At 37.9% G+C, this 22333-nt stretch carries 17 protein-coding genes; 8 read left to right on the forward strand and 9 right to left on the reverse strand.

Features of this window, described 5'->3' with window-relative positions; all coding sequences use genetic code 11:
* Nucleotides 1–82 precede the first annotated feature (82 nt).
* Complete coding sequence (locus tag CRS_RS04370) at nucleotides 83–1498, reverse strand: M17 family metallopeptidase (protein WP_142722872.1); 1416 nt, start codon at nucleotides 1496–1498, stop codon at nucleotides 83–85.
* A 90-nt stretch (nucleotides 1499–1588) separates the two neighbouring features.
* Nucleotides 1589–2710: an alpha/beta hydrolase gene (locus CRS_RS04375; RefSeq protein ID WP_142722873.1), complete on the reverse strand. Its 1122-nt coding sequence runs from the start codon at nucleotides 2708–2710 to the stop codon at nucleotides 1589–1591.
* 199 nt (nucleotides 2711–2909) lie between these two features.
* On the opposite strand from CRS_RS04375, the gene glgB reads away from it, so the two are divergent.
* The 7 genes from glgB to apaG all read left to right on the forward strand — a co-directional run bounded on the left by glgB (nucleotide 2910) and on the right by apaG (nucleotide 13637).
* On the forward strand, nucleotides 2910–4856 hold the full coding sequence (glgB, locus tag CRS_RS04380; RefSeq protein WP_172617002.1) for a 1,4-alpha-glucan branching protein GlgB: 1947 nt from the start codon (nucleotides 2910–2912) through the stop codon (nucleotides 4854–4856).
* Between the two features lie 3 nt (nucleotides 4857–4859).
* A complete protein-coding gene (locus tag CRS_RS04385) occupies nucleotides 4860–6266 on the forward strand; it encodes a glycogen synthase (RefSeq protein ID WP_142722875.1) in 1407 nt (468 codons plus the stop codon).
* A gap of 97 nt (nucleotides 6267–6363) precedes the next feature.
* On the forward strand, nucleotides 6364–7632 hold the full coding sequence (locus tag CRS_RS04390) for a glucose-1-phosphate adenylyltransferase (protein WP_142722876.1): 1269 nt from the start codon (nucleotides 6364–6366) through the stop codon (nucleotides 7630–7632).
* 258 nt (nucleotides 7633–7890) lie between these two features.
* On the forward strand, nucleotides 7891–8931 hold the full coding sequence (locus CRS_RS04395; RefSeq protein ID WP_142722877.1) for an SRPBCC domain-containing protein: 1041 nt from the start codon (nucleotides 7891–7893) through the stop codon (nucleotides 8929–8931).
* Between the two features lie 125 nt (nucleotides 8932–9056).
* Nucleotides 9057–11873, forward strand: coding sequence for a 2-oxoglutarate dehydrogenase E1 component (locus tag CRS_RS04400; protein ID WP_142722878.1), 2817 nt, complete (start codon nucleotides 9057–9059; stop codon nucleotides 11871–11873).
* A 40-nt stretch (nucleotides 11874–11913) separates the two neighbouring features.
* A complete protein-coding gene (gene odhB / locus CRS_RS04405; RefSeq protein WP_142722879.1) occupies nucleotides 11914–13167 on the forward strand; it encodes a 2-oxoglutarate dehydrogenase complex dihydrolipoyllysine-residue succinyltransferase in 1254 nt (417 codons plus the stop codon).
* A gap of 95 nt (nucleotides 13168–13262) precedes the next feature.
* Nucleotides 13263–13637 carry a Co2+/Mg2+ efflux protein ApaG gene (gene apaG, locus CRS_RS04410; RefSeq protein ID WP_228451174.1) on the forward strand — a complete coding sequence of 125 codons (375 nt, stop codon included), beginning with the start codon at nucleotides 13263–13265 and terminating at the stop codon, nucleotides 13635–13637.
* A gap of 3 nt (nucleotides 13638–13640) precedes the next feature.
* Here the strand turns inward: apaG and CRS_RS04415 are convergent, their stop codons facing one another.
* From CRS_RS04415 to CRS_RS04430, 4 genes are all read right to left on the reverse strand, one after another.
* On the reverse strand, nucleotides 13641–14363 hold the full coding sequence (locus CRS_RS04415) for a T9SS type A sorting domain-containing protein (protein ID WP_142722881.1): 723 nt from the start codon (nucleotides 14361–14363) through the stop codon (nucleotides 13641–13643).
* 20 nt (nucleotides 14364–14383) lie between these two features.
* Nucleotides 14384–14941 carry a 3'-5' exonuclease gene (locus tag CRS_RS04420; protein ID WP_142722882.1) on the reverse strand — a complete coding sequence of 186 codons (558 nt, stop codon included), beginning with the start codon at nucleotides 14939–14941 and terminating at the stop codon, nucleotides 14384–14386.
* Nucleotides 14942–15064: 123 nt separating this feature from the next.
* Complete coding sequence (locus CRS_RS04425; protein ID WP_142722883.1) at nucleotides 15065–16066, reverse strand: glycosyltransferase family 2 protein; 1002 nt, start codon at nucleotides 16064–16066, stop codon at nucleotides 15065–15067.
* Between the two features lie 6 nt (nucleotides 16067–16072).
* Complete coding sequence (locus CRS_RS04430; protein WP_142722884.1) at nucleotides 16073–16957, reverse strand: lysophospholipid acyltransferase family protein; 885 nt, start codon at nucleotides 16955–16957, stop codon at nucleotides 16073–16075.
* A gap of 80 nt (nucleotides 16958–17037) precedes the next feature.
* On the opposite strand from CRS_RS04430, the gene CRS_RS04435 reads away from it, so the two are divergent.
* Nucleotides 17038–17610: a thioredoxin family protein gene (locus tag CRS_RS04435; protein ID WP_142722885.1), complete on the forward strand. Its 573-nt coding sequence runs from the start codon at nucleotides 17038–17040 to the stop codon at nucleotides 17608–17610.
* A 138-nt stretch (nucleotides 17611–17748) separates the two neighbouring features.
* Here the strand turns inward: CRS_RS04435 and CRS_RS04440 are convergent, their stop codons facing one another.
* The 3 genes from CRS_RS04440 to CRS_RS04450 all read right to left on the reverse strand — a co-directional run bounded on the left by CRS_RS04440 (nucleotide 17749) and on the right by CRS_RS04450 (nucleotide 22333).
* Entirely contained in the window at nucleotides 17749–19110 is a 1362-nt protein-coding gene (locus CRS_RS04440; RefSeq protein WP_142722886.1) for an aldehyde dehydrogenase, read from the reverse strand.
* A gap of 285 nt (nucleotides 19111–19395) precedes the next feature.
* Nucleotides 19396–20958, reverse strand: coding sequence for a hypothetical protein (locus CRS_RS04445; RefSeq protein WP_142722887.1), 1563 nt, complete (start codon nucleotides 20956–20958; stop codon nucleotides 19396–19398).
* A 328-nt stretch (nucleotides 20959–21286) separates the two neighbouring features.
* Nucleotides 21287–22333 (reverse strand): HlyD family secretion protein, encoded by a 1047-nt coding sequence (locus CRS_RS04450; RefSeq protein WP_142722888.1) that lies wholly within the window; start codon nucleotides 22331–22333, stop codon nucleotides 21287–21289.

Here is a 22333-nt window from a genome sequence, read left to right on the forward strand (position 1 = left end):
TTAATATCAAAAAATGTAATATCGTGCGTTTTTGAAAATTCACTAATCAATTATACAGAGTTTTTTTGTAAAAAACTAATTTTTAGTGATAATTTTCAATTAAATTCACGAGGAGTTGAACCCCATATCCTGTTGCTGCTTTTTCTTTGGCATAGCCCACACTGCCAAAGGCTACTCCGGCAATATCCAAATGAGCCCATTTAGGGTGATTTTCAATGAACTGCTCAAGGAATTTGGCAGCTATGATACAGTCTCCGACCGGTTTAAGGGAGATGTTTTTCATATCCGCTACATCAGACTGGATATCGTCTTTCCATACATCCCATAAAGGCAGATTCCATACTCTCTGGTTGGTTTGGTCTCCGGTTTTAATCAGGTTGTTTTTCAGTTCTTCATTATTAGAAAACATGGCGGCACAGGTATCTCCGAACATTCTTACAGAGCTTCCTGTGAGCGTTGCCAGATCAATCAGGAAATCAGTTTTGTAGTTTTTAGAAAGATAGGATAATCCGTCTGCAAGAATCAGTCTGCCTTCTGCATCAGTATCAAGCACTTCAATAGTTTTTCCGTTGTAGGCTGTGATGACGTCACTGGGAAGCAATGCTTTTTCTGAAATGGCATTGTCTGTGATTGGCAGGACGGCAACAATGTTTACTGGAAGCTTCATTTCAGCAGCATAGATCAGTGTTCCCAGGACCGCTGTAGCACCTCCCATATCAGATTTCATATAATGGAGATTGGCAGAGCTTTTTATTGAGATTCCTCCTGTGTCGAACAGGATGCATTTTCCTACCAGTCCGAAAGTTTTGGCATTTTTAACGGTAGTTTTATATTCCAGAATAGTAAATGCAGCGTCATAAGCGCTTCCCTGGTTGACAGACAGGTAAGCGCCTAATCCCAGCTCTTCGCATTTCTTTCTGTTGAAAGCTGTGTATTTCAGCTCATATTTTTTAGCCAGATTTTTAAGGTATGCACTTAATATATCCGGTTTTTTGAGATTGGCAGGCTTATTGAGCCAGTCCTGGCAGGCAGTCTGCCCGTTAATCAGGGCTTCTGCTTTCTGGCTGATATGGTCCAGTTTTTTCTGGCTTAAATTTTCAAAATGTAATTCAAATTTTGTATTCCAGAAGGCATGTTTTTTGTCAAAAGGATAGTTGTAAGTTCCGGAAAGAAGTCCTTTTACAAACTCTTCAAATTGTTTTTCATTGATAAAATCTGCCAATGCCAATGTTGGAACTGCCTGAAGCTTTTCTTTGTATGTTTGTGAAAACTTGGCAGCAACCTGCTGGATTTCGAAATTTTGTAAAGTAGATTTCCCCAATCCGATAAAGTAGGTGATTCCTTCTTCATGGGCATTGACAAAAACCTCATACTTCTTTCCCGTAAAAAAAGTGGAAATATTTTTATTGAAGTTTTTACTCGTTTTCGCCCACTCTTCCTCTGTAAATAATTGAAAAATCTGAGTGTAATTTTTGTTTTTTTTGTTGATCAGTTTCATAAATAGATAGTATATGTTCTAAAGTCATATAACCCGCTGTCTTCATTTTTGCTCTGGTCTTCCTGAAATTTTTCTACAGCGTTTTTATGTTTAGTTTTTAATGCTTTGTTGTTGCGGTTTTACCTCCACAGGGTTTTCCGTATTGTCATAGAACAGCCATTCGATGGCTCTTGGGAACTCCTGTGACCAATAAAACTCATTGTGAGTGCCTTCAGGATTAATATTGGTTTTAAATTCAAAATCAAAAAGTTTTTTCTCTTCCCATCTTTTCAGATATTCTTCAAAAATATGAATTCTTTTGACCATTTTGGAGCCTTCCTGACCACCGCCATACAGGTAAATTTTTGTTTTAAAAGGAACCCGGAAATTCATCATAGGGAAGTTGTTATTCGGTTCTACCCAAAGAGACGGAGAAAATATTAACAGCTTGGAATAAACTTCAGGATAAAGAAATCCGCTGTATATACTGATCAGGGCTCCCAATGAGCTGCCTCCGATTCCGGTATTGTCACGGTCCTTTTTGGTTCTGTAATTTTCATCCACAAAAGGCTTTAAAGTGTCAGCAATAAAGCGGATGTATTTTTTTCCTTCAGAGCCATTGGCCACATGATCATTATCAAAGATATATTCTTTGATTCTTTCTGCACTGCCATGTTCTATCGCAATGATGATAAGATCACCACGGCCATATTCGGCAAGGATGGATAGTTTTTTGTCAATTTCCCAGTTACCATAACCGCTTCCTTCGTTGAATAAATTCTGTGCGTCCTGCAGATATAAGACAGGGTATCGTTTATCTGTAGTATGATAGTCATAAGGAAGCAGCGCCCATACTTTGCGGTAACGGTCAAGCTGTGGAATATAAAAGTTGTCTGAAATCACTTCTGCAGTAGGAAAGTACTCTTCTTTGAACGGGCCCCAGTTTAATCTCCATTTTTGTACGGTATCAGAAGTTTTACCTGCGGATTTTTTTGCTTTCCGGTTGGGAGTGATATTTCCGTATTGATCCAGTTCTACATTTTCCCAGCCGCCTTTTGTGAATTTGTATTCAATGTCTTCAGGCAGGATCTGATCTTCGACTTCTATGCAATAGTTGGTGGAGTCAAGTTGTTTAAGCTGGAAATTATAATCTTTAGGATTCCAGCTGTTGAAGTTTCCGGTGATAAATACCGGTCTGTCATCTATTTCTTCTGTATAAAGTTCAAACCTCATCGTTGTGTTTAATAAAATGTTGATGTTAAATTTATAAAAAAGATTGTTTTGAAATCATAAAAAATGTGAGTTAAAAAATGATATATTTGATAGATAGACGAAAGCTGAAATTGAGTTGATAATTATTTGATGAATAATTCATCGCCATTATCAGTATTTTTCGTAGTTTCAAAGAAAATATAAATATAAACTGATCTTGATGAATTCTGTTAAGACCTACACGCTTTTCACCGATCATGATGTGTATCTTTTTAAAGAAGGTAGGCATTATAAGCTGTATGGTAAATTTGGCGCACATTCAGCAGAAAAAGATGGAGTGAAAGGAGTGTACTTTTCTGTGTGGGCACCTAACGCAAAGAAAGTTTCCGTGATCGGAAATTTCAACAACTGGAATCACAAAGATCATATTCTGTTTCCAAGATGGGACGAGTCAGGGATTTGGGAAGGATTTATCGAAGGATTAACCTGGGGTACTTTATATAAATATGCTATTGAAACACAAAGTGGCGAAATTCTGGAAAAAAGTGATCCTTATGCATTGAGCTGGGAGCAGAATATTCAGGCGGCTTCTCTGGTTTCTACAACCTGGTATGAGTGGAATGATCAGGAATGGATGAACCAACGCTGGGAGAAGAACAGACTGGAAGCCCCTATATCTGTCTATGAGCTGCATCTGGGTTCGTGGGTAAGAGACGGAGAGTATCCTGATCGTTTTCTGAATTATCGCGATATTGCCAAAAAACTGGTTCCTTATATAAAAGAAATGGGTTTTACTCATGTAGAGTTTATGCCCGTGATGGAATATCCATATGAACCTAGCTGGGGATATCAGATTACCGGTTTTTATGCTGCTACATCACGTTTTGGCTCACCGCAGGATCTGATGTTTCTGATTGATGAACTTCATAATAATGAAATAGGTGTTATCCTGGACTGGGTTCCGTCCCATTTTCCAGGAGATGCCAATGGTCTTCACCGTTTTGATGGTACTTATCTTTATGAGCATGAAGATCCGAGAAAAGGCTTTCATCCCGACTGGAAATCACATATTTTTAATTATGGAAGGAATGAAGTTAAATCTTTTCTGATTTCAAATGCGATGTTCTGGCTGGACCGTTACCATGCTGACGGATTGCGAGTGGATGCGGTAACCTCTATGCTTCATCTGGATTATTCAAGAAATGAAGGCGAATGGGAGCCTAATATTTATGGTGAAAATGTGAATCTGGAAGCTAAAGCTTTTCTGCAGGAATTTAATACTGCTGTTTACAAGGAATTCGGAGATAATATCATAACCATTGCCGAGGAAAGCTCGGATTTTCCTATGCTTACAAAGCCTGTTCATGACGGTGGCGTAGGTTTTGGTATGAAATGGATGATGGGGTGGATGCATGATACCCTGGATTATTTCAAGGAAGATTTTGTTAACAGGAAATTCCATCATCATAAACTTACGTTTGCATCCATGTATATGTATAATGAAAATTATATGATGCCTTTATCACATGATGAGGTGGTACACGGAAAAGCAAGTCTTATTTATAAAATGAAAGGGGACGAATGGCAGAAATTTGCCAATCTCCGTACCTTATATGTATATATGTTTACCCATCCGGGAGCCAAGCTGCTTTTTATGGGAGATGAATTCGGGCAGACCAGCGAATGGAATTTTACCAGAAGTCTCGACTGGCATTTACTGAAATATCCTGTCCATAAAGGAATGCAGGAGCTTGTTAAAGATATGAATCACCTTTACAGATCAGAAACTGCTTTTTATGAAAATCAGTTTGACAGGAGTGGTTTTGAGTGGGTGGAAGCAGATGATCTTGAAAATTCAGTATACGTTTATCTGAGAAAAGGTAAAAAGAGAGACGATGTTGTGATGGTAGTTTTAAATCTGGCTCCGAAAGTATTGGATTATAAAATAGGAATCCCTGCAGGCACCCACTGGGAAGTTATTTTTAATTCTGATGATAAAAAATACTGCGGAAGCGGGGTAGAACCTGAAATACTGGAAGAAAAGCATGAGGAATGGAGAGGACATCAGAAATCAATGACTGTAAAAATTCCTCCGCTTGCCGGGATTATTTTAAAACAGAAAAAAGATAGAAAGTATAAATTACACAGAATTAAACACAAGAGATAAAGAATGGTTGTTTATCATTTAAGTACAGAATGTTATCCTGTCGCAAAAGTTGGGGGTCTTGCAGATGTAGTTGGAGCGCTTCCAAAATATCAGAATAAAATAAAAGGAGTAGAAGCCAAAGTGGTAATGCCATGGTACAACAAATCCTTTGTATATGATCATGAATTTGATCTGGTTTTTGATGGGTTTATTCATCAGGGAGCCAATATGCTTCAGGTTCAGGTGATGAAAGAAAAGACAAATGTCCTGGGATTTGAGCTGTATATGGTAAAAATCCCTGGGTTACTGGACAGAGACAATCCTTATGGATATGAAGATGAAAGTTTTCAGTTTCTGGCTTTTCAGCATGGAGTTCTCCACTGGCTGAGCGCAATGGAAATCCGTCCGGATGTATTACACTGTCATGATTATCATACCGGATTCGTTCCTTTTATGATAGAAAACTGTTGGGAATTCAGGTTTTTAAAAGGGGTAAAGACTATAGGTACTATTCATAACGGAGAATACCAGGGAATGATGAGCTGGAGTATGGCGAATTATATGCCTCCTTTTGATGCTTACAAATGGGGACTGATGGACTGGAACGGGCTTATGAATCCTCTGGCAAGCATGATTAAATGTGCTGATGCCTTTACAACTGTTTCTGAAGGATACCTGGAAGAACTGTTTATCAGTTTCCGCGGATTGGAAAGTCTTGTTCGTCAGGAATTCGGGAAAGCCTATGGCATCATCAACGGTATTGACACCGAAGTCTGGAATCCGGAAACCGATCCGATGCTGGATTTTAACTTTAACCGTAAAAATGCAGTGACTCAAAAAAAGAAGAATAAAGAAAAACTGTGTAAAGAATATGGGTTGAAGCCTGAGCTTCCCCTTTTTGCTTTCATTGGAAGGTTCGCAACAGAAAAAGGAGCAGATCTGCTGCCGGATGTTGTATGGAGAAGTATTAAGCAGAGTTATGGTGCCTTAAACATCATGATTCTCGGCTCCGGAAATGTGTATATTGAAAATAAACTGAAAGAGTACGACTATACGTATACCAATTTTGCATTGGATCTGGGGTATAAAGAACATCTTTCCCATAAAATTTATGCATCGGCAGATTTCCTTCTGATGCCGTCAAGAGTAGAGCCCTGCGGACTGAATCAGATGTATTCCATGAGATATGGGACAGTCCCTGTGGTAAGATATACGGGAGGATTAAAAGATACAGTAGAAGATATATCAACCGGCGGAGCAGGACTGAACTATACTTATCCGGGAGTGGATGATGTTGTACATGCTATGAACAGGGCCTTGGCAATCTATAATCAGGAAGGTGTGATGGAAGATCTTATTCATGCCAACATGAATTTTGATTTTTCATGGGAGAAATCTGCGGAAAAATACATAGCTTTATATAATAGCTGATCGGGCTCTAAATATGAAAATAAACCATGCTTTAAAACAGCTGTAAACACTAAGAACAAAAACAGTAAACTTAATAAAATAAAAACGCAAGATATTTATGAATCGAAATGTAATCTCCATAGTGTTAGGAGGAGGCAGAGGAACAAGATTATTCCCGTTAACGTATACCAGATCAAAGCCGGCTGTACCGATTGCAGGAAAATACAGGCTGGTGGATATTCCTATATCAAACTGTCTGAATTCAGGGCTGAACAAGATTCTGGTGCTGACGCAGTTTAATTCTGCTTCTCTCAATTCGCATATCAAGAATTCTTATCATTTTGATATCTTCAGCAAAGGATTTGTTGATATTCTGGCAGCTGAACAGAATGTTGAAAATGACAGCTGGTATCAGGGAACTGCAGATGCCGTACGCCAGTCGATGAAGCATCTTGAAAAATATGATTATGACTATATTCTTATTCTTTCAGGAGACCAGCTCTATCAGATGGATTTCAGGGAAATGCTTGACTTCCATATTGAAAATGGGGGAGACCTTACCATTGCAACGATTCCTGTGAATGCAAAAGACGCCACAGGCTTCGGGATCTTGAAATCCGATGATGAAGGAAATATTACCTCTTTCTATGAAAAACCGGATTTTGATATGCTGGGAGGTCTGAAATCTGAAGTTTCAGAAGAAAATAAACATGCAGGGAAAGAATTTCTGGCTTCAATGGGAATTTACATTTTCACTAAGAATATTCTTAAAAAGATGTTTGAAGAAGGAGCCGGTGATGATTTCGGAAAAGATATCATTCCGAGTTCCATAGGAAAATATAAGACCTTAAGCTATCAGTATGAAGGGTACTGGACCGATATCGGAACCATAGAATCTTTCTACGAAGCGAATCTTGACCTTTGTCTGGATTTACCGCAGTTCAACCTTTTCTCTTCATCGCCTATCTATACAAGGGCAAGGATGCTTCCGCCGTCAAAAATCAACGGTTCCTATGTAAGCAAGGCTGTTTTTGGCGATGGATGTATTATTATGGCGGATAAAATTGAAAATTCAGTGATTGGAAACAGGACGAGAATTGATAAAGGAAGTACCATTGTGAATTCCTATGTTATGGGGGCGGATTTCTACCAGAATACAACAGAAATTGTCCTGAATGACAGAGGCGGGCGTCCTAATATGGGAATCGGAAAATACTGCTATATAGAAAAAGCAATTCTTGATAAAAACTGTTACATTGGTGACAATGTAAAAATCATCGGAGGGAAGCATATTCCGGATGGTGACTATGGAACCTATTCTGTTCAGGATGGGATTGTAGTTGTGAAGAAAGGTGCTGTCATTGCCCCGGGAACACATATAGGATAGAAGAAAGGAAGCTGGGTGCTGGAAGATGGAAGCTATTGAAGGACGGAGTAGCACTAGAAGTCTTATCATGTAAATTGAGATTTATTAGATAAGATGAAATGTTTTAAATTAGAAAACTGTTAGTGATCATCCACCAAATAGTGACTTCCAGCTTCGTACATCCCGCTTCCGGCCCTTAACAAGGTTAATTATTGTTAAACATATCATTGGAGTGATCAGCATATTGTTCACTCTTTTTATTTGTATTATTTTTGTGCGATGCGTATTTTTAAAATCTTAGCGGTAATCATTATTCTTTTGGGAGGAGCTTATGCTGCTTCCATGTATTATTTTGTAGATGAAAGTAAAAACTTTACGATTGAAAAAGAGATCGATTATCCGGTGGATAAGGTTTTTTCGCAGTTTAATAACCTTCAGAATTTTACAAGATGGAACAATTTTTTTACCAGCTCACCGTCTATAGATATTGATTATTATACGCCATATGAAGGGCAGGGAAGCGCCATCAGCTACGTAGATTCTAAAAATGATACCGATGGGGAAATGTTTATCAGGTATGAAAACCTTAATAAGACGCTGAAATATCAGCTCTTTGAGGATGAAAATGAAAACCCGACATTGGTAGATGTTAAATTTAAGCCTGTTTCTGCAGAAAAAACAAAAATAATCTGGTACGTGCATACCCCGAAACTGCCTGTCTGGAAAAGAGTGGAAAACTTCTGGACTGAAGATCGTTTTGCTGAAAATATCAATAAAAGTATGGTGAATCTTAAAAACTCTTTAGGGAATAAAGTGGAAAAAGATAACCAGATGGCCGCCATTAAATATGACAGTCTTATGGTAGAAAATGAAGAAGAAAAGCTTTTATTGGGAATCAATGTAAGTACATCAAACAAAAAGGATGCGCTTTATAAAAATATCGTGATGAATTATAATAAAGTCTATAATTTTGTGACGATGGACCTTGGAAAAAGAGAGGATGAATTCGGATATCCGGTTCTGATCACCGATGCTGATAATTATAAAGACAAGGAGGTTTCTTATTTCCTCGGAATTCCACTTTCTAAGAAAGTTGGAGTATCTGACAATAATTTCAATTTTAGGTCTGTAAATCCGTCCCAAAATTACGTGATTTACTACAAAGGAAACTACGAGGGACGAATTCGGGCTATTCAGCAGCTTATTCAGAAAGCCAAAAAAGACGAGATGCGCTTCGGAGATATCCGCCAGACCTTTATTGAACGTCCGATGGACGGACAGGAGGTGAATGTTAAGCTCTCATTATCAGTGTATAAATGATTTTTTTTTAATAATTTTTTTCTTAAGTTTTTTTAACGGTTTCAGACTGTTCTAAGTCGGTTTTTTTTATTAAATTTGAAGATTAATTCTACAAATAAATTTTAATAAATAGATAAACTGTAATAATGGACAGATTTTCATTCCTAAACGCAGCTCATTCTCAGTTAATTGAGGATTTATACCAACAGTACTTAAAATTCCCGGACTCTCTAGAACCATCATGGAAAGCTTTCTTTCAAGGCTTCGATTTTGCTTTAGAGAACTACGGAGATGACGATAACACTCAATTTATTCAGGCTTCGGCCAGCGCTGCCCCGGCAGTACAACAACAGATTTCTCAGGCAGTATCCAACGGAGAAGTTCCTGAGCATATCAAGAAAGAATTTAAAGTAGTAAACCTTATTGAGGCTTACAGAACGAGAGGGCACCTTTTCACAAAAACTAACCCGGTTAGAGAAAGAAGACACTATACCCCTACTTTAGACATCGAAAATTTCGGTCTGTCTAAAGAAGATTTAAATACAAAATTCAACTGTGCTGTAGAAACAGGAATGAAAGAGCCTGCTACCTTGGCAGATCTTATCAAGCATCTTGAAAATATCTACTGTGATTCAATCGGAGTAGAATATATGCACATCAACAACGTTGAAGAAAAGGATTTCATCAAAAGATGGCTTCAGGTCAATGAAAATCATCCAAACCTTTCTGCAAACGAAAAAACAGAAATCTTATTAAAATTAAATCAGGCGGTAGCTTTTGAAAACTACCTTCACACAAAATTTGTAGGACAGAAAAGATTCTCATTAGAAGGAGGTGAAACATTAATCCCGGCTTTAGACCAGCTGATCTCAAGATCTTCTCAGTTAGGAGTAGATGAAGTGGTGTTGGGAATGGCTCACAGAGGAAGACTTAATGTTCTTACCAACATTTTCGGGAAATCTTACAAGCAGATCTTCTCAGAATTTGAAGGAAAAGAATTCGAAGAAGATGTATTCTCAGGTGACGTTAAATATCACTTAGGATCATCGAAAAAAATCAAAACGGCTTCAGGGGAAGAAGTTTGCATTAACCTTACTCCGAACCCGTCTCACCTTGAGACAGTTGCTGCTTTGGTAGAAGGGATCTGCCGTGCAAAAGTAGACGATAAATACAAAGATTACTCTAAAGTATTGCCAATCATCATTCACGGTGACGGTGCTATTGCCGGACAGGGGATTGCTTACGAGGTTGCTCAGATGATGACTTTGGAAGGATACAGAACAGGAGGTACCGTTCATATCGTTGTTAACAACCAGGTTTCATTTACAACCAACTACATGGATGCAAGATCTTCAACCTACTGTACAGACATTGCAAAAGTTACAGAATCTCCTGTAATGCACGTAAATGCTGATGATGCTGAAGCGGTAGTTCATGCGATCCATTTTGCAGCTGATTTCAGAGCAAAATTCGGTAAAGATGTTTATATCGACCTTTTAGGATACAGAAAATATGGTCACAACGAAGGTGATGAGCCAAGATTTACTCAGCCTAATCTATACAAAACCATTTCGAAACACCCGAATCCAAGAGAGATTTATAAAGATAAATTATTGAAAGACAGCATTACTTCCAATGATGTAATCGCTAAAATGGAAACGGAGTTCAAAGCTCTTTTAGATAAAGATTTTGATGCATCTAAAGAGATTGAGAAAAACGTAATGGATGTGTTTATGGCTGAAGATTGGGTAAATTATCCTATCGGAAAAAGAGGTGCTGTTCAGTTACCGGTAGATACAAAATATGATCTTGCGAAACTGAAGGAACTGGCGATTAAGATGTCAACACTTCCGGCTGATAAAAAGTTCATCAATAAAATTACAAGACTTTTCGAAAACCGTATCAAAGCTATTGAAGGAGACTCATTAGACTGGGCATTAGGAGAGTGGTTAGCTTATGCAACTCTTCTTGTAGAAGGTCACAATGTTAGAATTTCCGGGGAAGATGTGGAAAGAGGAACATTCTCTCACAGACATGCTGTTGTAAAAACTGAAGATACAGAAGAAGAGTATATCCCGTTAAGACATGTATCTGAAAGCAGATTTGATGTATTCAACTCTCACCTTTCAGAATATGGTGTTTTAGGTTTCGACTATGGATATGCAATGGCTTCTCCAAATACATTAACCATATGGGAAGCTCAGTTTGGGGATTTCGTGAACGGTGCCCAGATTATTGTAGACCAGTATCTGGCAGCTGCAGAAGAAAAATGGAAAATCCAGGACGGGTTGGTGATGTTATTGCCTCACGGTTCAGAAGGGCAGGGAGCAGAGCACTCTTCAGCAAGACTGGAAAGATTCCTTACCCTGTGTGCTAATGAAAACATGGTAGTAGCCAATATTACCTCACCTGCCAACTACTTCCACTTATTGAGAAGACAGTTGAAATGGTCATTCAGAAAACCATTGATCGTAATGAGCCCTAAATCTTTGTTGAGACACCCTAAAGTAGTTTCTCCACTTGAAGATTTTGCAAATGGTGCATTCCAACCGGTATTAGACGATCCGGCTGCAGATCCTAAAAAAGTAGAAAAATTAGTTCTTTGTTCAGGTAAACTGTACTTTGAATTATTAGCGAAGAAAGAAGAACTGAACTGTGAAAATATTGCATTAGTAAGATTTGAACAGTTATATCCGCTTCAGACAGACGCTATTGAAGCGATTTTCAACAAATATGAAAACAGAAAACAACTGGTGTGGGCTCAGGAAGAACCTGAAAATATGGGAGCATGGTCTTATATCCTGAGAAACTTCAGAGATACAGGAATCCAGGTAGTTGCTCCGGTACCAAGCGGTGCACCAGCTCCAGGTAGCCATAAAATGTTTGAGAAAAACCAAAATGCAGTGATCAACAGAGTTTTCGACAGAGATGATGCTCCTGCAAAAAGACCCGTTACCGCTTAATTTAAAATAATAATCAATTAAAAAATAAAAAATACTCGATATGTCAGTTTTAGAAATGAAAGTTCCTTCACCAGGCGAATCAATTACAGAAGTTGAAATTGCAACTTGGCTTGTAAAAGATGGTGATTATGTAGAAAAAGATCAACCTATCGCCGAAGTGGATTCAGATAAAGCAACTCTTGAATTGCCTGCAGAACAGAGTGGTATAATCACTTTAAAAGCAGAGGAAGGTGATGTAGTACAAGTAGGTCAGGTAGTTTGTTTAATTGATATGGACGCTGCCAAGCCAGAAGGTGCTGCACCTGCTGCTGAAGCTCCAAAACAGGAAGAAGCTCCGAAAGCTGCCGAACCTGCTAAACAGGAAGCTCCAAAACCAGCCGCTCCGGTAGCTGCACCACAAACTTATGCAACAGGAGCTCCATCTCCGGCTGCTAAGAAAATCCTTGACGAAAAAGGAATGGATGCTGCACAGGTTTCAGGAACAGGAAGAGACGGGAGAATTACTAAAACTGATGCTGAATTAGCTGCAGTACCTGCACTAGGAGGAAGCCCTCTTACGGCAACTGGGTCTAGATCTACTACGACTACTAAACTTTCAGTTTTAAGAAGAAAAATCGCTCAGAGATTAGTTTCTGTGAAGAATGAAACAGCTATGTTGACTACTTTCAATGAAGTTGACATGTCTGAAATCTTCAGGCTGAGAAAGCAATATAAAGAAGAATTCGCTCAGAAACACGGCGTTGGACTTGGTTTCATGTCTTTCTTTACAAAAGCAGTTACAAGAGCATTACAAATGTACCCGGATGTAAATGCATCTATTGATGGCGATTTCAAAGTAAACTATGATTTCTGTGATATTTCAATTGCAGTTTCAGGTCCTAAAGGATTAATGGTTCCTGTATTGAGAAATGCAGAAAACATGTCTTTCAGTGCTGTAGAAGCCAACATCAAAGATCTTGCTACAAAAGTAAGAGACGGTAAAATTACTGTTGATGAAATGACTGGAGGTACTTTCACGATTACAAACGGTGGTACTTTCGGATCTATGATGTCTACACCGATCATCAACCCTCCACAATCTGCAATCCTTGGAATGCACAACATCATCCAGAGACCGGTTGCTGTTGACGGACAGGTTGTAATCAGACCAATGATGTATGTGGCAATGTCTTATGATCACAGAATTATCGACGGAAAAGAGTCTGTAGGATTCCTTGTGGCGGTAAAAGAAGCGATCGATAATCCTGTTGGAATTTTAATGGGAGGTGACGAAAGAAAAGGCCTTGGATTATAGTTTTTAATGAAATTATAACATAATATATAATCTCGCCTCAAAAAAGGCGAGATTTTTGTATTTATTAAGAAAATGCTACAATGATGTTTTCAAAAATGACTTCTAATATCAAAGTTTCAGTAATACCTGAATATGATAGTAAAAACAGTTATCCATCCGAAAACCGTTACGTTTTTAAATACAGTATCACGATAGAGAATGACGGAAGTTTTCCTATCAAAGTATTGAAAAGAAAATGGTTGATTTTTGACGTAGGATTTGGATATACAGAGATTATTGGAGATGGGGTCATCGGCCTTACTCCTGAGATAGGAACCAGCGAAAATTTCGCTTATTTCTCCAATGTAATGCTTCGTTCCGGAGTAGGCAATATGAGCGGAAAATACCTGGTTAAAAACATGGAAACACAGGAGACTTTCGAAATTGATATTCCGAAATTCAACCTGTTGTCTGAAGTTTTGAGCAACTAATGATTATTCTTTAACGAATCTGTGTCTGCTAATACCACTTTGAGATTTTACTTCCATAAAGTAGCCCCCTTTTAGCAGGTTAGAGACATTGATTTTAGCATCCGGATAATGTTCCTGAAGAATTAGTTTTCCTTCCGCGTTGTATACTTTTATCCATTCTATTCTTTCCGCACTTTTAACGTAAACAAAACCTTCTTTTACAGGGTTTGGATAAATACTGTTAGCCTTTGATTCTTTCACTGTTTGATCTTTAGTCTTCAGAAATGAACTGTTATAAAAGGCCTGATCACCTTGATTATTGGTCATTACCAAAACTTTTGTACTCCCTGAATAACTGATCTGATAATGATGAAGATTAGAATTGTAAGCAAAATAATCTGAATATTTTGTAAAGAACGCAATGTTTTCAGGTAGGGTACAGGTTTGATTTAATCCTATCATATAATCCCAAAACAATATCTGGTTCGTCGTAATATCCGTATTGTATATGTATGCTGTAATTACAGTGCCACAAATTGGACTCGTCAGATTGGTATAGATACTGGAACTTGTCGGATTAAAAGCAAAGGCCATAACCGGAGCGCCCATTTCGGTATTTTGTGGCAGCATATAGGTTACATTATTTTTTACGACTTTGATAAGATTCCAGTCAGTATTGTAAAGTTCAGACTGGGCATGCACTAATGAACCTAGAACTAAGGCTAAAGAGAATATAAGTTTTTTCATGGTTTTTAATTTCTCTAAAGTTATAGCTTTTTGATATATTTCTTCAATATAGATTCATTTATTTCTTCATTTCTTGTAATAAACAATTTCTCAAACGCCAGCAAAGAAATTTTAGCACATACTTCAGCATCAGCTCCTGCTCTGTGATGGGTAAAATCTATGTTATGATATTCTGCTAAGGGCTTCAGCCCGTATTTCGGGAGATAATTCCATGATTTCTTGGCAAGCTGAATACTGCACAAATAATTCAATTTAGGAGTGAACATCCCGTAATGTTCCAGAGATCCTCTTAAAACAGAAGCATCAAAACCTGCATTATGAGCAATCATAAGGCTGCCGTACATCATGTCCTGGGCTTCGTACCATATTTCATCAAATGTAGGTGCATCTTTCACATCTTCCGGCTGAATTCCATGCACTGCAATATTGAATTTATTGAAATAAGGAAAGCTTGGAGGTTTAATCAGCCATGTTCTGGTTTCAACAATTTTAGAATCCTGCACCACACAAATCCCCATCTCACAAGCTGAACTTTTCTCGTGAGTGGCTGTTTCAAAATCGATAGCACAGAAATCCATTTTTTTAAGTTATAAATTGTTGCTGGTTGTTGGGTTAATAGTTGCTGGTTCTATAGTTTAATGCTCAAGGTTTAAAGGTTAAGGTTAATTGAAGGTATAATTTTCCCTAATCCCTGAAACCCATCATCTATGATCATCTGTCACCTGCTGCCTCCCTCCTAAAAAATTTTTAAAAATAAGCCATTTTGATTGATAGAAATCACTTTTCTGATGTTTCTGGCGAAGTTGCCATGTTCCGGGAATCTGGCCATAGAACCCAAAATGAGCTTTTAGTACAGCCCAAAGATGGGAAATTCCATATTTGATTCCAAAATATATTCCGGCAATTCCATCTAAACATAGTCTGAAAAGAATCACCCATACCAATTGAGGAAAGGGAAGGTTTTTAAGCATCATGGAAAGGTTGTTTCTCATATTGAGATAGGTCTTCCGGGCACTCTGCTTATTAAGGGTTCCTCCACCTACATGAAATACCTTTGATTTTCCGGTGTAATAAATCTTTTTTCCTGAATTGATAAGCCTCCAGCAAAGGTCAATTTCTTCCTGATGGGCAAAAAACCGGGCATCAAAACCATTCTGATCCCAAAAATCTTTGGATCGGATAAAAAAGCAGCATCCTGAAGCCCAGAAAATCTCTGTTTCATCATTATATTGACCTTTATCTTCTTCCACATCATCAAAAACCCTTCCTCTGCAATAAGGATATCCCAGGTTGTCTATCAGGCCGCCGGCAGCTCCGGCAAACTCAAAATAATTCCTGTTATGATAAGATAAAATTTTGGGCTGTACCGCCGAAATAGAAAGGTTGTTTTCCAATAATTCTATGACTGGCTCTATCCACTTCTCAGTAACTTCTACATCAGAATTGAGAAGGCAGTAGTATTCATGTTTAATGGATTTCAATCCCTCATTATATCCGCCTGCAAACCCATAGTTTTTATCATTGATAATAATATTGACTGCAGGGAAATTCTTTTGTAGAAACTCAACAGAATCATCTGTAGAATAATTGTCTATCACATAGATATCGGCATTCTGAGAAAATTGAACCACATCCGGAAGAAATTTCTCAAGCCAGTTTCTGCCGTTCCAGTTTAAGATGGCAACTGCCAGTTTTTTCTGCATGTCAATCTATTTTTTTTCAGAATCAAAATTTTTGATAGATTCCTGATATTTCCATTTTCTGTGCGACCAGAGATAGTTGTCAGGATTTTTGTGTAATGTATTTTCTAATAATTTATGGAACTTTCTTACCACTTCATTTTCTGTAAATTTTTCACCATCCGGATAGATTCTATGGTAATTAACCTGATAATATCCGCGTTTTACTTTTTTCATCTCACAATAGATAAAGATAAGATCCATCCTTGTGGCAAGCTTATCATATCCTATAAAAGCTGGCGTTCTTTGATTTAAAAATTCTAATCCGTAGGTGACATGCGCGTGGTGAGGGGTTTGGTCAGCTACGAACATATAAGCAGAATCTCCATTGTTTTTAGATCTGAAAATATTCAGGATTACTTCATTGGCTTCCAATGCTTCATTCCCGAATTTATTTCGGACCTTCTTCATCTGGTTTTCCCAGAAGTCGCTGTTTACTTTTCTGTATACAGGGTGGCAATGAGCCTGTGGGATAATTCTTGCCAATGCATTGATCCATTCCCAGTTGAAAACATGGCCCGCAAGTAAAATGATATTTTTGCCTTCCTCTTTAGCTTCGTGAAATAAGTGCTGATTGATATGCTGCATCCTCACTCTGGATTCCGTCTCCGAAATGGTGAATGATTTGATCGTTTCTACCAGATAATCGGAAAAATTAAGATAGAATTTCTTTCGGATGTCTTTAATTTCTTCTTCAGATTTATCCGGAAAAGACTTTTTAAGGTTTTGGGTGATAACCTCTTTTCTGTATCCTACAATATAATAATTCAGGAAAAAGATAACGTCCGAAAAAATATACAATATTTTAAGCGGGAGCTTAGAGATCAGCGATAATATTTTGATTAGAAAATTCATAAAACACGCAAATTTAGTGATAATAAAATTATGGTTCTATTTTTGCAGAGGGATATGTAATATTTTTTTACTTTTATATTATGAAAAAATTGATAATATTCGCTTTCCTGGGTTTTAGTGCTTTTGCTTTTTCACAGGATGTAAAGAATTCACCCGATAAAGGAAAACAAAAAACAGCCCTTATCGTACCTACAGAACAGAAAGAGTTAGATGCGAAGAAAAAAGCAGCAGAAGAAAAAGCTAAGCTTCCCAAGCCTTATGATCCAAAAGCGGATGCTCAGGCTGATATTAATAAATTAGTCGCTCAGGCTAAAAAAGAAGGTAAGAATGTCATGATCCAGGCTGGTGGAAACTGGTGTATCTGGTGTCTTCGTTTCAATAATTTTGTACAGACTACTCCAGAACTGAAGGAATTGGTAGATAAAAATTATGTGTATTATCACCTGAATTATTCTCCGGATAATAAAAATGAAAAAGTTTTTGCCCAATACGGTAACCCAGGGGAAAAATTTGGATATCCTGTATTTATTGTTTTAGATAAAGACGGGAAATTGATTAAAGTTCAACAGAGTGATGTACTGGAAGAAGGAAAAGGTTACAGTAAAGAAAAAGTAAAGAAATTCTTTACTACATGGACTCCTAAAAAAGGATAAAGTATAAAAACTGCTTCAGGAATGAAGCAGTTTTTTTTTCTGTGAATAAGTTTAAAATAAAGCTTTCATTCCCGGTAATTCAGATATTGCAAGGAATTTCCGCCATCTGAATGGGCAGCCAAAAATATTAAGCCTGAATTAAAGCAACTTTTTTATCCAGCTTAATTTTTTTTCCGAATAAGGAGGATATTTGATATCAGGTTCGCCCCATGTTGTTTTTTCAAGAACAGCTTTTTGATGTGAGAAGGTTTCAAAGCCATATTTTCCGTGATAATTTCCTATCCCGGAACTTCCAACACCCCCAAATGGCAGATTGTCATTGCTTAGATGCATCACCGTATCATTGATACATCCGCCACCAAAAGAAAGTTTACGTGTGAAAATTTCTTTCTCTTCAGCATTATGGGTAAAAAGATAAGCTGCCAGTGGTTTTTCAAGTTCGAGAACAGAGTTCAGTGCTGCATTGTAGCTTTGAAAGCTGATTACCGGCAGGAGAGGCCCGAAAATTTCTTCCTGCATGATTTCGTCACTCCAATCAATAGGATTCAGGATAGTAGGCTCGATGTAAAGCTTTTCTTCATCGAAATTCCCTCCGGAATAGATTTTTTCTTTATCAATAAGACGTACAAGACGCTGGAAATTTCTTTGGTTAATAATTCTGGTGTATTGTTCAGAGCCCGGTTCATATTGAAAATCTTTGATATATTTTCTGATCATTTCCAGAAACTGCTCCTGAATGGTTTCTTCTATCAACAGATAATCCGGAGCTACACAGGTTTGACCTGCGTTAAGAAATTTTCCCCATACAATTCTTTTGGCAGCTATTTCCAGATTGGCATCTTTGGTAACAATGGCCGGGGACTTTCCGCCCAATTCAAGCGTTACCGGGGTAAGGTGTTCTGCCGCTGCCTTGTAAATGATCTTTCCGACTTTTGTACTTCCGGTGAAAAATATTTTGTCAAATTTTAATGTTAAAAGAGCTGTTGTCTCTTCAATACCTCCTTCGTATACATAAAGATATTCAGGAGGGAAGTTTTCATTGATGAGCGAAGCCATTGCTTTCATGGTATTTTCAGCAATTTCACTGGGCTTAAGAAGACAGCAGTTTCCGGCAGCCATTGCCGCAATAATGGGCGAGAGGGATAGTTGGTAAGGATAATTCCAGGCGCCAATCACCAGCACACATCCAAGCGGCTCTGCATAAACTTTACTGCTCCCGAGCTGGTTGACAAGATTCGTTCTAACTTTTTTAGGTTTTGAAAGAGATTTTAAATTCCTGATATAATAATCAATATCATTCAGGATAAAAGATAATTCTGTGGTGAACGTATCAAATTTAGATTTTCCAAAATCCCGGTTAATAGCTTCACATAACATATTTTCGTTAGAAATAATAAGCTTTTTAAGCTTTTCAAGATACATCTTCCGAAAAGCAGGGCTCTTGGTCTGCTGTGTTTTAAAAAAATCTCTCTGGCTCAGTAAAATTTTTTCAATTTCCATTTTTAGGCTTTTGTATTCAACGTGATGGTTTAAGCAATATTGCTGCCGGAAAAATACGAACAATAAACCGGCCAAAGTGGGCTAGGTTGGAAAGATAGGAGCAGAAAGCAGAAGTTATTCATTGTCGTTCGCAAAGGTATCCCATTCAGCTAATTTATATAGTGAATAAACTCTGCTGACCGTCAATACTTTTGTGAACGAAAGCTATTCATATCATTTTATAGTCTTGTGGCGTATTTTTAACGGTTAAAAATAAATGTAGGATTTTATAACTTTCTGCCTCTTTTACATAATATTCCGTATCGCGATTTTTACAGGATGATAAAGCAATAAACAAATTGCCGTAACGAGTGCCAGCCAGAAAAGGCCTGTAAAGATTTCCATGTTGGAAAGGAGGATAGACTGGGCCGTGATTTTAGCTTTAAAAGCTCCTGCTGTCATGGATAAGGAATCATTCACTGACAGTTTTGAAATGTTGGCTCCGAAGAGCTGAGTCCATTGGCTGTAAAAGACAGGGTTGGTATCTGTAAAACTGGCGCTGAGTGCGTCAGAATGTTTTAAGGTTAAAAATAGCATCAGGTTCTGCATGAGAGCATACCCAATAGCTGTTGTCCAGAAACGGGTTGTCGTTCCCAAAGCTGTAGCATTGGAAACATACTCCTCTTTAGTCCCCGAAATCAAAAAGAAAACAAGCGGAGTAAATAGCAATCCCTGCGCAACTCCCTGCAGGAATAAAGGAGGGCAGATGGTAGAAAGAGTAGTATCAGGATAGAATGTATAGGTAAACCAGGCACAGTCTATAGCCAGTAACAGGAATCCTGTAAAGAAAACAGTTCTTGAGGAAATTCCACGTACCAGGCAGAGACCAGACAATATTATTCCCAAAAGAGTTCCTGCAACATTCCAGTACTGGATGTTCACAATATAATCCCACGGCCATTTCCATACCGTAGCCATAATGCTGTATACATTGTTAAGCCCCGAACGGATCAGGTAAAAAATAAAAAACAGAATCATTCCGGCAATCACATTTTTTGAGCTGAAAACCTCAAAGTGAAACAATGGTCTTTTTGAATTTCTCTGTTTAAGCATGAATAATCCTCCTGAAAGCAGGAATATAAACAGGCACATCACGATGGTATCAGATTCAAACCACATGAGTCTTTTGCCGTAAATAATAGCATAACCACCGGCCTGCAGAGACACCCAAAGCAAAAACCAGCTGGTAATATCCAATTGATACAAAGGTTTTTTAGGGAAAAATCTATTTTTGTTGAATAGGGCAATCCCAATGATCAGTACAAATACATGAAAGTAGACCATCATCAGGATCATATGCCGGAAGTCATAATTTTCAATACTTGATTTTAGCAGGGAAGTAGTGATGGTTCCCCCGGTCAGCATAATGGTGTACATAAAAAGGTAGGCTAAAACTTTTGCATGTCTCGTTTTTAATTCGGCAATGATTAAGGGCAGAAAAATAGCACCTTCCAGCAACCCGAAAATTCCTTCCAGAAATCTGATCACTAAAATAATATGATAATCATGAGTTACGGATAAAACATAGAGAATAATTACGGAAATGGAAGCCATCAGCAGAACGTAATATTTCACACTGAAATAAGCCATAAACCGTTGTAAAACTAAAAGGGTAACCACAAATGTCCCATACATCAAAATCATTAAATACTGGATGTCATCTGAATCGACATCCATAAAAGAAGATGTGAAGGCGCTGTTCGAATGTAAAAGCGACAACAACATCAGGTGGGGAAACAATGCCAATATAAGAAGAGGCAGTTTCAGCCATTGTGGTACCCATTTATGATAAACTGTATTGTGTTGCATAATTTTTTGAAGCAAAAGGGCAAAAAAGCGAAAAGATGAATCACAAAATTGCTGTTGAATGTAATCAGGGCATCAGTGATTCTGCTTTTCTGTCTTAACTGTTTAGCCTGTTTAAAAAATGCGAAAAGACAAAAGGCAAATGGTGTAAAAGTAAAAGGTAAAATGACAAATATGCTTAAGAAAAAATTAGCAGATTCGCTATTTGCAGTTTTGCCTTTCCGCAAAAAAAAATAATTTAATTGTTAAATCTGAATATGTTAACTAGAAAGTAATTTTGCGCTCTAAAACTCTAAAACTCTAAAACTCTAAAACTTTCCAACGCTCAAACTCATATCTTCTTTGCACTCACCAGAACATTCATACCGGAGAGCAGCTTTTCGTTGTCTTTATTGTTGTCCAGGATAATTTTTACCGGAAATCGCTGTTCAATTTTTACAAAATTTCCAGTGGCATTGTCCGGTTTCACCAATGAAAACTGAGATCCTGAAGCAGGTGAGACAGAAAGTATTTTCCCTTTAAACTCAATATCGGGATAAGCGTCAGCCGTAATCGTTACTTCCTGGTTCTGATCAATCTGTCCAAGCTGTGTTTCTTTATAATTGGCTATGATCCATTTCTCTTTGCTTACGATCTGTACCAAAGCCTGACCTTCTTTAATCAATTGTCCTTCCTGAATGGTTTTCTTACCTACCCATCCGTCATAAGGGGCGGTGATTACCGTATAGGAAAGATACAATTTAGCGTTATTAAGGCTTGCAGAACTTTGCTGAATTTGGCTTTTAACGGGTGCCACTTTAGTCTGCTGTTCATTTGCTCCGGCTCTCACTGCATTTTTTTGCTGTTCCAGTGCCAGAAGATTGGCTTTTGACTGTTCATAGGAAGCTTTTACATTTTCGAATTCCTGTTCGGTTGCAGCGTCTTCGGCCAGCAGGTTCTTATACCTTTTATAATCCTGTTCTGTTCTCCATATATCAATTTTGGCAGAAGCAATTTTGGCATCAATAATCTTTGTATCACTTTCTTTAGTATTGACACCGCTTTCAATAGTGCTGACCGTAGCTGTATTGGCGTGAAGGCCAGCCTCTGCCATCTGTACCTGATTTACAAACTCCCTGTTGTCTATGACGATTAATGTATCTCCCTTATGGACAAACTGGTTTTCATTAAATTGTATCGTTTTGATGAAGCCAGATACCTTACTGGAAACAGGCGTTATATATTGTTCTATCTGTGCGTCATTTGTTGTAACATTTTTTCTTGAAAAAAGATAAAAGCTGACCATTCCGGTGATTCCGCTGATGATCAGGATCCAGGCCAGTAATGTAATGGACTTGTTGATTCTTTTTTCCTTTTGTGTCAATTGTTTCTGTGCCAT

It is taken from the genome of Chryseobacterium sp. ON_d1 (assembly GCF_006829085.1).
Taxonomy (GTDB): domain Bacteria; phylum Bacteroidota; class Bacteroidia; order Flavobacteriales; family Weeksellaceae; genus Chryseobacterium.

Excerpts from the sequence above, each read along its gene's own strand:
- CRS_RS04370 (WP_142722872.1), bottom strand. The coding sequence starts at position 1,498 with ATGAAACTGATCAACAAAAAAAACAAAAATTACACTCAGATTTTTCAA.
- CRS_RS04375 (WP_142722873.1), bottom strand. The coding sequence starts at position 2,710 with ATGAGGTTTGAACTTTATACAGAAGAAATAGATGACAGACCGGTATTT.
- glgB (WP_172617002.1), top strand. The coding sequence starts at position 2,910 with ATGAATTCTGTTAAGACCTACACGCTTTTCACCGATCATGATGTGTAT.
- CRS_RS04385 (WP_142722875.1), top strand. The coding sequence starts at position 4,860 with ATGGTTGTTTATCATTTAAGTACAGAATGTTATCCTGTCGCAAAAGTT.
- CRS_RS04390 (WP_142722876.1), top strand. The coding sequence starts at position 6,364 with ATGAATCGAAATGTAATCTCCATAGTGTTAGGAGGAGGCAGAGGAACA.
- CRS_RS04395 (WP_142722877.1), top strand. The coding sequence starts at position 7,891 with ATGCGTATTTTTAAAATCTTAGCGGTAATCATTATTCTTTTGGGAGGA.
- CRS_RS04400 (WP_142722878.1), top strand. The coding sequence starts at position 9,057 with ATGGACAGATTTTCATTCCTAAACGCAGCTCATTCTCAGTTAATTGAG.
- odhB (WP_142722879.1), top strand. The coding sequence starts at position 11,914 with ATGTCAGTTTTAGAAATGAAAGTTCCTTCACCAGGCGAATCAATTACA.
- apaG (WP_228451174.1), top strand. The coding sequence starts at position 13,263 with ATGACTTCTAATATCAAAGTTTCAGTAATACCTGAATATGATAGTAAA.
- CRS_RS04415 (WP_142722881.1), bottom strand. The coding sequence starts at position 14,363 with ATGAAAAAACTTATATTCTCTTTAGCCTTAGTTCTAGGTTCATTAGTG.
- CRS_RS04420 (WP_142722882.1), bottom strand. The coding sequence starts at position 14,941 with ATGGATTTCTGTGCTATCGATTTTGAAACAGCCACTCACGAGAAAAGT.
- CRS_RS04425 (WP_142722883.1), bottom strand. The coding sequence starts at position 16,066 with ATGCAGAAAAAACTGGCAGTTGCCATCTTAAACTGGAACGGCAGAAAC.
- CRS_RS04430 (WP_142722884.1), bottom strand. The coding sequence starts at position 16,957 with ATGAATTTTCTAATCAAAATATTATCGCTGATCTCTAAGCTCCCGCTT.
- CRS_RS04435 (WP_142722885.1), top strand. The coding sequence starts at position 17,038 with ATGAAAAAATTGATAATATTCGCTTTCCTGGGTTTTAGTGCTTTTGCT.
- CRS_RS04440 (WP_142722886.1), bottom strand. The coding sequence starts at position 19,110 with ATGGAAATTGAAAAAATTTTACTGAGCCAGAGAGATTTTTTTAAAACA.
- CRS_RS04445 (WP_142722887.1), bottom strand. The coding sequence starts at position 20,958 with ATGCAACACAATACAGTTTATCATAAATGGGTACCACAATGGCTGAAA.
- CRS_RS04450 (WP_142722888.1), bottom strand. The coding sequence starts at position 22,333 with ATGGCACAGAAACAATTGACACAAAAGGAAAAAAGAATCAACAAGTCC.